General features: G+C 40.6%; 10 protein-coding genes. All 10 read right to left on the bottom strand.

All coding sequences use genetic code 11. The features are described 5' to 3' along the window. Positions 1-224: 224 nt before the first annotated feature. A complete protein-coding gene (locus tag AACW45_RS03820) occupies positions 225-392 on the bottom strand; it encodes an NblA/ycf18 family protein (RefSeq protein ID WP_096641703.1) in 168 nt (55 codons plus the stop codon). A gap of 604 nt (positions 393-996) precedes the next feature. After that, entirely contained in the window at positions 997-1,212 is a 216-nt protein-coding gene (gvpA, locus tag AACW45_RS03815; protein WP_010996411.1) for a gas vesicle structural protein GvpA, read from the bottom strand. Positions 1,213-1,757: 545 nt separating this feature from the next. Beyond that, entirely contained in the window at positions 1,758-2,807 is a 1,050-nt protein-coding gene (locus AACW45_RS03810) for a response regulator (RefSeq protein ID WP_190631276.1), read from the bottom strand. A gap of 7 nt (positions 2,808-2,814) precedes the next feature. After that, complete coding sequence (locus tag AACW45_RS03805) at positions 2,815-5,796, bottom strand: ATP-binding protein (protein WP_242045599.1); 2,982 nt, start codon at positions 5,794-5,796, stop codon at positions 2,815-2,817. 4 nt (positions 5,797-5,800) lie between these two features. Further along, positions 5,801-6,217, bottom strand: a complete 417-nt coding sequence (locus tag AACW45_RS03800) for a response regulator (protein WP_190631272.1) — start codon at positions 6,215-6,217, stop codon at positions 5,801-5,803. Between the two features lie 55 nt (positions 6,218-6,272). Continuing rightward, on the bottom strand, positions 6,273-6,359 hold the full coding sequence (locus AACW45_RS03795) for a hypothetical protein (protein WP_373462074.1): 87 nt from the start codon (positions 6,357-6,359) through the stop codon (positions 6,273-6,275). Positions 6,360-6,362: 3 nt separating this feature from the next. Next, positions 6,363-6,761 (bottom strand): PAS domain S-box protein, encoded by a 399-nt coding sequence (locus tag AACW45_RS03790; protein WP_190631271.1) that lies wholly within the window; start codon positions 6,759-6,761, stop codon positions 6,363-6,365. Between the two features lie 243 nt (positions 6,762-7,004). Next, positions 7,005-7,382, bottom strand: a complete 378-nt coding sequence (locus tag AACW45_RS03785; RefSeq protein ID WP_190631270.1) for a response regulator — start codon at positions 7,380-7,382, stop codon at positions 7,005-7,007. A gap of 305 nt (positions 7,383-7,687) precedes the next feature. Next, complete coding sequence (locus tag AACW45_RS03780; protein ID WP_199331036.1) at positions 7,688-11,284, bottom strand: PAS domain-containing protein; 3,597 nt, start codon at positions 11,282-11,284, stop codon at positions 7,688-7,690. 399 nt (positions 11,285-11,683) lie between these two features. Further along, a complete protein-coding gene (locus AACW45_RS03775; RefSeq protein WP_190631268.1) occupies positions 11,684-13,537 on the bottom strand; it encodes a response regulator in 1,854 nt (617 codons plus the stop codon). Positions 13,538-13,726: the final 189 nt, after the last annotated feature.

Below are 13,726 nucleotides of genomic sequence, written 5' to 3'. Positions count from 1 at the left end.
GGGGAGGTAAGACCAACGATGGGGCGAAAGTCTCACCTGCGGCACTCGCCTGTGAGTACAGAAGCTCAGGGTGTAGCGAAGCGAAACCCTGAGTAGTTCACCAATTAGGACTATGCTCACACCTGTTGGTGTAGAGACGGAAATTATATATAACGACGACAAAGAAGAATATCGGCTGGGGTTTGATTGTGAACGCTAGGAAACTAACAAATATCCCCAGTTAGCTAAGACTGCTGGAGCAGATGCTTGATCATATTGTCTTTGACCATTAACTGTCGTAGCACCTCTAACAGCAATTTTTGCGATTCTTCCTGGTCTAACCCCTTAATTTGCTCTTCGTAAACCTTGAGGTTGAATTTCTGCTCTAAGTTAAGCTCCATCGGAATATCCATAGTTTTTACTCTCCGGTGTTTGGCAACATTAGCTCGATTTATTCCCTGGAATCTATATTAACAAAAGTTACACATACTTGACAATTGTACATTTTTATCAATTTGCCTATATTGGCGTTAATCAACAAATGCCTTGAGGCACTTGTTCTGTTTCTGTTCCAGAGTTCTTGTAATCAACGTACACTTTGTCAGAGGTTTGAGTCCTCTATCGATTGGGGGTAAGGCTGGGTAGAGATTTGCATCCAGGATTCTCAGCCAAAAGATAGCGATCGCCATCTCTCAAGCTGTGGGTATAAATTTTATCTGTAAAAAATTACACCAAATAAGCTATTTTGCTTTGAAGTTGCATAATCCATCGTCAGGGCGGTTGACTGTTAATAGCCCTTATTAGTAGTTATGCAATTTAGACGCACATTAGCTGATTATTTTGGTGCAAAAACCACATTAATTGAAAATAGCAGAAAATTCTTAATGTCAAAGAATTTTCTGCTATAAAAACACAATCATCCTGAAAGTATCAACTCTAAAAGTCTTGTTTCAATTTTGTCTGAAGTGACTTTTTTTAGTTTTAACAAACCAGGTAGAAACAACTTACCTTGGAGAATTAAGCAGGCATAGCAGCCGACTGAGTAAGACCTACAGCTTCAGCATATTTCAAGTAGGTTTCAACAGAAGCGATAACGATGCGAGCTTCGATAGCTAGTAATTCAATACCTACTAAAGAAACACGTACCCAAGCGTCTACAACAATACCTTTGTCTAAAATGCGGTCAATAACTTCTGCCAAGCTTGAAGAAGAATTAGTTTTTTCGACTGCCATTGTATTTACCTTAACTCATTGTTGATTGTTGTCTTTAACGAAGTTTTTGTCTTCGCTTTCGACTAAATTTATATTAAACATACTTTCCTAAGATGTAAATATTTCTCTTGCATAAAAATGTAAATAAATAATCAGGTAAAAGCGTTTTATTCAGAGAAATGATTGTCTTGAATGTTTGATTTGTATATTTTAAGTTTATTTGTTTATTTAGCCCCTAGCTTGGATGCTGAATCTGTTTATTTTTGTCAACTTTAATGTATTTTTTAAATTTAGATATTTTCATTTACAATCAAGTATAAATATGAGTTAAAAACTTGAAAATATCTAGACATTCATTAATTTAAATGCTAATAATGCCTTGATAAAACTCAGGTTGTAAATCAAGTAATTATACGGTTGAAAAATCTTGGTTTATTGCTATATCTTGAGCCGGATTAGAAGACTAATATTTGATGTTTGAAAAACTTGGTAAGTAGGGCGGTGCAATTAAATATAACTGGCAAGGGCTGTCATTTGTCATTTGTCATTTTTCATTGGTAAGGGTTTCAAGCCAATTTACGTTCGGCTTGCGCGGCTTCATAGAGACGGGCTTGGCGTAATGCGATCGCACATTGGTTGGCGACTTGTTGCACTAAATGAATTTCCATCTCGGTAAATATGGAATCTATGTCTTTAAATAGCCACAAATCGCCCAAAATACCTGTTTCTTCTACTTGGTCGTCAAAAATGCTACAGGCTAAAATTGCTGAATGGTTGCGAATTGGTGTTGGCTGAATTTGGCAGAAGGCGAAATAAGATTTTTGTTGTTGTAATTGATTGTAAATTTCCGGTACATCTGCCATATATAGCAGTTGACCTTGAGTTGCGGGTTCACCTGACTTAAGATATTGGTAGTTGATAACTGAGGATTGGCGATTGCGATTATAAAGTACAGTATCGCAGCATTTAACATTCAAGGCGATCGCTAATTCTTCTACAGCATTTTGCAGGATTTCCTGTGGATCGAGAGAATCTCGGACTTTATCAGAAATCCGTTTGAGTGTGGCTTCAAAGTTTAAAGCTTGTTGTAATTCTATGGTGCGCAGTTGTACTTGTCGCTCTAATTCGGCATTCAGCAGCATAATTTGGGCTTGGGCGCGTTGGCGTTCTTGAATTTCCTGCTGTAGTTGTTGATTTTGCTGAATTAACAGTTGATGCTGTTGTTGAATTAGTAATTGATTTCTAATTCTTGCTAGTACTTCTAATTCTTGAAATGGTTTAGTAATGTAATCCTGTCCGCCCAATTCAAAGGCACGAATTTTATCCCCAATTTCATCAAGGGCGCTAATAAAAATAAGGGGAATTTTCGCTCCTCTTGGTAAAGTTCTCAATTTTTGACAAACTTCATAACCATTCATTTCTGGCATATTAATGTCCAGCAGTACTAAATCTGGTGGCTCGCGCTCGATAGCTTGTAATGCCATTCTGCCATTGAGAGATTTACGGACAATGTAACCTTGCAACTCTAGCATTTTCGCTAATAATCGCAGATTATCGGGGGTATCATCTACCAGCAAAATATTGGTTTGGGATGGGGGTTTGAGTAACTTAGGCATAGAATTTTCATTTAGGCTCAGTCAGAGTGGCGATCGCTTCTAATTGAAAGTTATCGACTAAATATTTCAAGGAATCTGCTAGCGGTTGTTGCTTTTGGGGTATTTGGTCAATTAGCTCGTAGATTTTGGCATCATTGAGATCTAAAGCCGCTTCATGCATTTGCTGAATCCAATTTGATGGCATCACTTGCAAATTTTGCGGCGTTAGAGGTTGGGGTGCTAAACTTGGGCGGTGTAAATCGGATGTGCTTTCTGGGCTGTAGAGATAACGTACTCCCAAGTAGCGTGCCATTTTATCAAACAGTGCTGTTTCCGTGAAAGGTTTGGCTAGGTAGTCGTTGCAACCAGCCTGAATACTAGCATAACGGTCTTCTTCAAAGGCAGAAGCAGTCAGAGCAATAATTATGACATTTTTACCCGCCTCTGTGGCGCGGATTTGCTGAGTAGCTATGTAGCCATTGATTACGGGCATTTGCAGATCCATCCAGATGAGGTGGGGTTGCCATTGCTGCCATTGAGCGATCGCTTCTGCGCCATTTTCCACCGCAGATACCTCAAACCCCACTGACTCTAGCAATTTGACTAACAGTTGACGATTTTCGATAATGTCTTCAGCCACAAGAATGCGATAAGTAGTTTGTCCTGGTTCTAAGCCAATTACCAGGCGGTTTGCTTCTGGCTCTAATAAATCTACCGAGTCTGCTAAATTTACTAACACTTGGCAAGTGAAGGTTGAACCCTGGTTTAAAGTACTTCGCACTGTAATATCACCACCCATCAACCGCGCAAACTGACGGCTAATGGATAAACCTAAACCTGTACCTTGCGCATGGCGTCCTGTTTCGGTTTGCATAAAGGCGGTAAAAATCGATTCGAGATCGGCGGTGGCAATACCACACCCGGTATCTTCAATTTCTATATGCAGTACGATCGCTTTTTTGGCATTGCTTGAGGGAATAGCTCTAGCTCTGAGGATAATACTACCTGTAGCAGTAAATTTAATGGCGTTTCCGAGAAGATTAATCAATATTTGTCGCAGTTTAGCTTCATCACCACAAACATAATGGGGAACAGTTGCATCCCATTGACGGCTCAGATCCAAACCTTTCTCTGATGCTTTGAGAGCAAACATATCGTTAATGGAAGCGAACAGGCGATGTAAATCAAAATAGCTTTCGCTGAGGTGCAATTGTCCGGCTTCAATCCGCGACATCTCTAAAACGTCATTAATCATCGCCAGCAAATGTTCGCCGCTACGGCTGATGATACCCAAATTTTCCTGGAATTCGCTGGGAGTATGGCGATCGCGTGACATTAATTGGGTAAATCCCAAAATGGCGTTGAGTGGGGTACGTAATTCATGGCTCATTTTGGCGAGAAACTGACTTTTGGCACGATTAGCGATCGCGGCTCGTTCTGCGGCTTGTTCTAAAGCCAACTGGGAAAACTCCAGCACTCCTAACATCAGAGTGTTACGCATTTCCCAAGCTGCTTCAATTTCTACTTCTTGCCAAGGTAGGGATGTGGCTTCTACTGTTTGTTTCCACAGTTCAAAAGATTTACGGGGTGTCAAATTCATTTCCCCATCGGCGGAGATTGATACAGGTTTTTGTGGATCGCCTGCCCAGTGAACTGTGTGAATTTGCTCTGGTCTAAACCAAGCAATATGATAAGATTTTTGTCGCAGCACAATGGAAATTACTAATACGCCACTAGCAACAGCTTTAAATTGCTCGGCTTGAGGGTAAATTTGTGATAGGGAATCAGTTAAAAATATTGGTTGGCGTTCTTGTGCTGATAGCCAAGCGATAAATGTCTGAACTTCATCAGCAGAGGGTGTTTCACCTATCAGTGAAATATCATTATCTATAATTAATGCGGCTCCTTGAGCATGAACCAAATTTAATAACTCAACTTGGTTACGGCGCAATACTGGTTCAATAAAGCTGACTTCTTTGGCAAAGGCTTGGCGTAATTGTTCTTGAATCAATTTGACTTGTAAGCGATGGTGATTCACTTCTTGCTGTTGTTGATAAACCAATTCCACCGAGGCAAACTGTCCTAAAAATTCACAGGCTTTGCGAGTTTCATAATCCACATATTTGGGACTGTAATGATGGCAAGCAATCAATCCCCACAGTCTTTTTTCATTAATTAAAGAAATTGACATAGAAGCTGTCACACCCATGTTTTGCAGATATTGTAAATGTAGAGGCGATACACTGCGTAAATGGGCATTACTCAAATTTAACGGTATTTGAGTCAGAGGATTATGAGGCGGAATTAGCGGCGCTGGTTGATAGTTAACATCGGGAATCAAGCGCAGCCAATTTTCGTAATAGAGTTTGCGAGCTTGTTGAGGAATATCAGAAGCTGGGTAATGTAAATTGAGATAACTTTCTAAATGTGCGGCTTTATTTTCTGCAACTACAATGCCACTGTTATCTGTAGCAAACTGATAAACCATAACGCGATCAAATCCGGTAATTTGTCTGACTTGCTCAACTAATATTGTTAGCAAATCATTGAATTTTTCGGTTTGGCGAATTTTGGCGATCGCATTTTTTAAAAGATGATAAAACTGGAGACTCTGCTTGCTTGTACTGATTTTACCTGGTTCTAACTCCATCAATAATAATCCATCACTGCGATGTACAATAGCTCGGAAATTTCGCGCAGGTAATTTGGGATTATTAGATACTTTGGGAACGCTATGAATATTTAATTCTAAAGGGCTAAATACTTCTAAATTTTCATGTTTGAGATATTGAGATATTTCCTGAACTTTCCTTTGAGAGCATAGACGGCTGAGTGGTTGTCCTAGCAGTTGTTTAGCAGTAATACCCAATAATTGCTCGATATTCGCACTAACTTGCACAATCTCTAGTTGTGGCTCACGTAATGTCAGTAGCACGCCATGAGGTTGAATTAAACCGGGAATATGAATTGGTTCGCGATCGCAGTTAGTTAAATCAACTTGATATTGCATATTTTTAACAAATTGGTACATAATCCCAACCCAGTATTTTTGCAGTTTGAACTGGGATTTCTAGAGGATTAAAGGGTTTAGAGATAACACCTGCGATTTGATTATGTCGTAAAAATTCTGGCTCTAACCATCGCACCGCAGCACTCATTAGCACTACAGGAATTGCTTGATTTTTAGGATTGTTTCTAAAGTCATTCATACATTGAAAACAATTCATAGAGTGCATACATATGTCTATGACAATCGCATCAGGACGCTCAATTTCAGCTTTCTGGATTCCTTCTAAAAGAGAATCAGCAACTACTACATTCCAACCAGCCAAATCTTTGAAACACAGTTCTAAAATTTCTCGCACATATAGTTCATTATCGATAAGCAAGATAGTTTTGGTAGACTTACTTACCTCTTCTAATGTCTGCATTTTCGGAGTCTCCAAAAAGAAAATTTTCATCTGAAAGTGATTTAATTAATCTACATCAGCCAGATCGCAGAGCTAATACAGTAGCTTGAGTGCGATCGCCCACATTGAGCTTATTCAAAATATTTCTCACATATGCCTTCACATTTTATCTTTCCTCCCAAAACACTATTATGCCTCCTGTAAGTTCATCTTGGTCATTTTTAAAAGAATTAATACTACTAGCTATGGGAGTCATGTTTCCATCTCTATCCATTAAAAGAATACCTTTATGATAATAAAGGGTATCTCTTTGTTGAACTGTGGAAATAATTTTATTTTCTAGATTGCGCAGAGTTTGTTGCTCGAAAAATTGCATAATTTCGGTAAGAATTTTGCCTTTTGCTTCATGTAAGTTCCATCCAATCATTGTTTGTGCTTGTTGATTTATCTGTGCAATATGCAATTTTTCATCAAATACAATCACTGCATATTTTGTTGGGTAATATCCAGGACTATATTTTTTCGCTAATATCATTTTCTTTTGTATTGGACAGATATTATTCATCCTTATTTTTAGATATAATTCACAGTAAATTTGTCTTAGCGAATTCGCTAAGACTGAAAAAAACAAGATGGTATTTATTTTTTGAAAATAAATAAGTGTCAGCAGTTAATAAACTTTTTGCGCAAATCAAAAGACTTCACCTTTGATTTGCGGTTTGAGAAATTTTGCTGATAGCAGAAAGATAAATGACAAAAATGAAAAACTTATGAAAAATCAGTTTCTGTTACAAAACTTAACAATCAATTATTCATCCCAGCCGAAAATATCAGCTACTTCCTGGGAAATAGTCATAGGTTCAAAAGGTTTGATAATCACTCCAGCAATTCCCATGTGGGCAAACCGCAGGCGATCGCTTGTTTGCGATTTGGCTGTGAGAAAAATTACTGGTATTGTTTTAGTGGCTGAATTAGTCTGAAGTTGTTCATATACAGCAAAACCGTCCATTTCTGGCATAGACACATCTAGCAGAATTCCATCTACGGGTTGATTATGGGCGATTTTGAGCGCTTCTTCCCCACAGCTAGCCGTTAATATTGTCCATCCGCCGATATCTGATAAACAAGCTTCGACTAGCTCAAGGATACATTCTTCGTCATCAACGATTAATAGTTTTTTAGTCATTTGTTATTGGGCATTGGGCATTGGGCATTGGGCATTGGGCATTGGTGTCAACTTAACGTGAAACTCGCTTTGTAGCAAGGTTTTTGCCCTCACCCCCAACCCCTCGCTTACCCAATCAACCGCCGTCACCCTCGAAGGGTGCGGCTAATTGAACAAAGCCCACCTGCGTGGGCTAAGAAAATTTAGCCCACGCAGGTGGGCTTTGTAACGTTAGCCCCAGGCTTACAGCCTGCGGGCGGTACGTCGGGTAAGTGAGAGAACTTAAGTTGACACCTATGACCCATGCCTGCACCCTGCCCCTTTGGCTAGACAGCAATGGGTAGGGTGAAGAAAAATGTACTACCTGCACCAAGAGTACTTTCAACCCAGATTTTACCGCCGTGTTGCTCGATGATGGTACGACAAATGGCTAAACCTAAGCCTGTACCGCCTTTGGTACGTGAGTCGGAAGCATCTACTTGCTGAAATCTGTTAAAGATACTTTCTAACTTGTCTGCTGGAATTCCCCTACCGCGATCGCTAATTTTAAACAATACCGTATCTGGTTGCTGTTGCACGCTAATTGTAATAGTGGAATCAGCAGGGGAGAATTTGAGGGCGTTACTTAAAAGATTTGTGAGCGTTTGAATTACAGCGTCGTTTGCTGCCCAGACTTGCTCATCCCTAGCATGGATATCAAAGGTAATATTTTGTTGTTTGGCGAGTGCTTGTACTCCCGCTACTGCTTGTTCAATTAAATCGCCAGCTTTGCAGATAATTTTTTCTAAAACTACACGACCTGAATCTAAGCGTTCTAAATCGAGAATATCATTAACTAAGCGCACCAAGCGATCGCTTTCTTTAGCGGCAATCTCAATCATCCGTTGAGATTTTTCTGGTTTTTGAGCGTAGATGCCACTTTTTAATAAGCCCATAGAGGCGCGAATTGAGGTTAAAGGTGTACGCAGTTCATGACTGACAATGCCAATAAACTCACTTTTCATCTGCTCAATTTTTTCTTGCTCTGTAATATCTTCTGCCAATCCGGCTATACGCACTATTTCCCCTAGTTCATTTTTGATGGGGAAGGCGCGATCGCGAATCCAACGAATCGAACCATCACGCAGGATAATGCGATATTTTTTCTCAAATTGCCCAGTTTTTACCTGTTCTGCCATTTCTCTTTTCACGCGATCGCGATCGTCAGGATGCACGGCTTCTAACCAAGCAAAAACGTTTTCATAAAGTTCTGCACAACTGCGTTGCCAAATTGTTTCATAGGCTTGGCTGATATAAATAACTTGCTGATAGTCTTTATCTGTCATCCAAAATACAGCTTGAATATTTTCTGCTAACTGGCGGAATTTTTCTTCACTTTCGCGCAAAGCGGCTTCGATATGTTTGCGCTCGCTAATATCAAATAATGTTGAGAGACTCATAATAAATTTGCCAGCTTCATCTTTAATAGCTGTTGCATTTAAGCTAATCCATGTAGTTGTGCCATTTTTTTTGAAAATTTCAAACTCCAGATTATTAATCCAACCATGTTGCTTAAACTGAGGAAAATTTTCGTAAAATAATTGTTGACTTTGGGGGGTGAGGAAATCTGAAAAATTTTTGTGCAACATTTCCTCACGGGTATATCCTAGCAATTTGAGTTCTGTATCATTAATGCGAATACAATTACCATCCGCATCTAAGGAATGATAACCACAAGGGGCATTATGATAAAGATCCTCAACTTCTTGTAAATACTTTTGTATAGCAGCTTGGGCTTGTTTTTGTACTGTAATATCATTATTAATTTCTAAAATCTTGACTGGTTTACCAGCATTATCTTTTTGTAAAACCCAACGACTGGCAACATTCACAGGTTGAGCATCTTTGCAAAAATGAATTAGTTCTCCTTCCCAATAACCTGTTTTTAACAATTCTGCTTCAATTTCACTTAATGGTTGGGGAAATTGGGTTTTTAAGAGAGTATGGGAGATTTGCCCTACAGCCTCAGCTTTGCTAAAGCCATACATAAATTCGGCTCCCTCATTCCAGAACCCAATTACCCCGTTTAAATCTCTGCTAATGATGGCGTCATGTGCCAAATCTAGGAGTTGCGCCTGTTCTAAAAGCAGGAGTTGGATTTGTTGCTGCTGAATTACTGTGTCTAACAGGCGATCGTTTGTTTGTTTCAGTTGCTCTGTACGCTGGTATACCCGTTGCTCAAGTTCGGTATTCATTTGCTCCAGAGCAATTTGTACCTGTTTGCGTTCTGTAATATCATTCCCAAAAATGATAATGCCGCCAATTTCACCTGTAGTGGTATGCCAAGGGTGAACTTCCCAACATAACCACTTTTGGCTACCATCTGCGCGGACAAACAAATCTTCATCGCATTTTTCAATTACCCCAGCTAAACAGCGTTGGTGAACATCTCGCCATTCCTGGGTAATTTCGGGAAAAATTTCGTAGTGCGATCGCCCGATGAGGGATTCAATGGAATCAAGATGATACTCTTCTACCCATCGTTGACTAGCCATGATATAACGCATCTGGCGATCGAACATGGCAATACTGGCAGGTGCATACTTGACAAATAACTGTAAAGTTGCTTCTCTTTCCTGCAATGCAATTTCGGCGTTTTTTCGCTCTTGCAGTTCAGTGTCTACCTGTGTAAACAAAGCTGCTTGCTGAATGGCAATGCTTACCTGTGCGCCTAACTGTCGCAGCAAATCGATTTCGCTTGATTGCCATTCACGGGGAGCCGCACAGTGATGCGCCGCCAATAATCCCCACAGTTCATCACCCAAAATAATGGGAACTACTAAATTAGCTCTTACCTGGAGACTGGCGAGAAATTCAATGTGACAGGGGCTAATTCCCGCCGTATAAATATCAGATTTAGCAGTAACTAAACCGCGTTTAAAGGGTGCAACGTTTTCTTCGCCAATACAAGAATCGTAAATTTCAAGTGGTAAGATAGACATCCATTCAGGAGCCACCGATTCTACAACAGTTGTGCCACCCCAGCCGGGAGAAAATTGGAAAATAATAACGCGATCGCACTCCAAAAACTGCCGCACTTCATCAACAGTCGCTTGCAAAATCTCCTGTAAATTAAGCGATTTCCGAATGCGCTGAGTCATTTCCATCACTAAGCGCTGTTGCTCAAATTGTTGTTTCTCTTGGCTTTGAGCTTGTTTGCGCTCGTCAATCGCCATCACAGTTCCACTCATGCGCACAGGCTCACCTGCGGCGTTATAAAATGCTTGTCCTCGTGCCTCAATCCAGTGAATACTACCATCTGCCCAGACTATGCGATATTCACACTGGTAGGCGCTATGGGTTTGGATTGCCTGTTGTAGTGCCTGGTAAATTAAAGAGCGATCTTCTGGATGTAAACAGGCATCAAAAGTTTCATATTTACCATCAAAACTACCAACAGTTAAACCAAATAAAACTTCATGTTCTGGTGTCCAATTAATTTTACCTGTCACCATATCCCAATCCCACATTCCCATCTGCGCCGCCGATAAAGCTATGCGCAGTTGCTCGGAATTTTCCTGAGCTAATTTTTGGTTGAGTTTTTGATTCAGCTGTGTACTTTTGCGAAAATTGGCAGTGAGCAGGTTGATCGTCAAGACTTCTATGAATAAAAGGCCTAGTCGCAATATACCCCCCGGTTGCTCGATGGAAAAGTGGTACCGGGGAGGAATCCAGAAATAATCAATTGCCAGTGTAGAAAGGATAACTGTGACAATGCCCGGACGAAAACCACCATACCAAGTAGTTGCAATGACAGCTATAGAGAAAATAGCACCAACTGGTTGAGACAGCAGAGGTTCTAGGCAAAGTGACAGCAAAAGCGCGATCGCCGTTGAGCCAATCGCGATCGTATAAGACAATAATCGGCGATCGGATCTCATCATTCTTTACCTCCCCTGGCTCTAACCGACTTTCACATTGGCTTGCTGATAAAATCATCACCCCCAGTGGCAAAAGCTTGCTAAAGGGATGTTGCATCAGTATAGGCTGTCACGAATAAAATCCGTAAATCCTAACCTTAGGGTCTTGACAAATTACTTAATAAGATTTTAAGCCAGTAATGATCGTGAGGCTGAAAAATTCGGCATTTCTGCTCAATTACTGGCAATATGCCATTGCCCTGGAAGATAAACACCCCAAATAAAGCCATTCCCCCAGAGTAGGTTAGCAGAACGATGCAATATAAGCTTAAAGTGCAAAACAGATAAACAGATAATTGTAGAGAAAATGTAGAAACTGTTCCTTTGCTCTTGTTCGCCAAGGGAATTTCTCTCAGCAAATTTCTAGCGACGAGCAGCCGCCATCCGACTACGCACACGCTGAATGCGGTTGAATATTCTTGTCACCAGTTCCGGCTCTTGCACCGGCTTAGTGATAAAATCATCGGCTCCAGCTGCAAAAGCTTGCTGAAGAGATTCTGCATCAGAATAGGCTGTCACTACCAAAATCGGTATATTTCCCCAATCAGCATCTTGCCTAATTATTTGACACAAATCTAAACCATTAACTATCGGCATTTGTAAATCTAAAATCACTAAATCTGGAGCATTTGCTTTCAGCGTTTCCCAAAATTGTTGCGGTTGGGAAAGAATTGTCACTTCCAGCCCCCAAGGAGTTAGCAATGCTGATAAACCAGCTAGCATTACCGGATCGTCATCAACAATTAATATTTTCGCTTCTGAGGTTGGGCGTTGAGGTAACACATGAGCGATCGCTTGCATAATTTGCTGAATTGTCGCGGGTTTATGCAGATATTGGCTTGCGCCTAATTGGAACACAGCCAAGCGATCCATGAGATTATCGCGCCCAGTGAAAACAATAATGGGTAATTGAGGCGATCGCTCTTTTAATTCCCGCAGTAGACTTAAGCCATCTTCTTCTGTACCCGGAAAGCTTAAATCTAGTAGTACCACATCAGGCATTGCCACAGCTAGGCGCGAGCGAGCAGTCGCCAAATCAGGAGCAATTTTAATCTGCAATCCCCAAGCATCAGCCTCTGCCAGCAACCCTTCAGTTAAAGTAGTATCATCATCAATCACCAGTACCCGATAAGTTTGCCGCATGGGTACAGGTTTGGTAGTTACAGTTACAGGGTCTTTGGTTAACTCCTGTTGCAATGCCGTTACTAGATGAGAAAATTGCGTAATTTCCTCATCTGTATAGTAACTTTTTTGCATGATTAATTCTTCTAATTGCCGAGCCAGCTTGGAACCTTCGGGATAACCAAAAGATCCCATTGCTCCAGCCAGCTTGTGTGCTTCCTGTAATGCTTGCTGTTGTAAATCCTCGTGCCAATTCTGATTTAACAGTGCAGTTTTCGCTTCCTCTAGCACCGCCAACCTTTTACGAAAGGAATTACGAAATTTTTCTAATACCCGATTAACTGTGGCTAAATTTTGGCTTTGGGGTGGTTTGCTTTCCGGCTCATCAACAATTACCTCAGAATTCACCACAGTAACCTCCGGCGCAGGTTTTAACCGATAACCAATTCCATACACCGTTTCCAGCATCTCTGTAGTTAAACCAGAAGCTTTAAGTTTTTTGCGGATATCTTTAATATGGGCTGTAATTACATTTTCTAGTGGTGCATCATCAAATCCCCAGAGGCGATCGAGAATTACTTGGCGACTAAAGATGCGATTAGGATTTTCTAAAAATAATTCGAGGATCTTGTATTCAATTGCCGACAGGGGAACTATCTCCTGTTCATAAGTAACTTTACCAGAGATTTGGTCTAAACAGAGATTTCCCCAACTTAACTTCGATGAGCAGATGGCTCCACTACGGCGCAATAAAGAGCGAATCCTTGCTAGCAATCCCTCCGGCTCGTAAGGCTTGATTACATAATCATCAGCTCCCGCATCTAAACCCGTGACCACATCAACATTGCTATTCTTCGCACTCAGTAATAGAATCGGCTTGTTGTAACCTTGCGATCGCAGTTGCTTACATAAACTAATCCCATCTAATTGGGGAATTTGCCAGTCGAGTAAAATTAACTGATATTCAGTTAATATAGCCATATCTAACCCGGTTTGCCCGTTATTGGCTATGTCGATATTGTAATTATTTGCACTTAGTAACTCTACCAGCGCTCGACTGAGTAATATGTCATCCTCTACCAGCAAAATTTTCATCAACTGCATCCTTGGTTAACTGAATACCAAGAGTCTGCAAATATTTTACTTTTCCCCAAGGCGATCGTCCTTAATTGAGAGGACGACTGATCGAGAATTTTTCCGCGATCGGTGTAAAGCTATTGGAACCGTAAGCTTGCCGTTGCGGCAAAGTTATGGGTAAAGTCACAGCATTCCTTATAATCTGTC

The sequence above is a fragment of the Calothrix sp. FACHB-168 genome (assembly GCF_963889195.1).
Classification (GTDB): domain Bacteria; phylum Cyanobacteriota; class Cyanobacteriia; order Cyanobacteriales; family Nostocaceae; genus Aulosira; species Aulosira anomala_A.
Note: the sequence above shows the minus strand (reverse complement) of the source record. Positions and strands in the feature narration are given on the sequence as shown.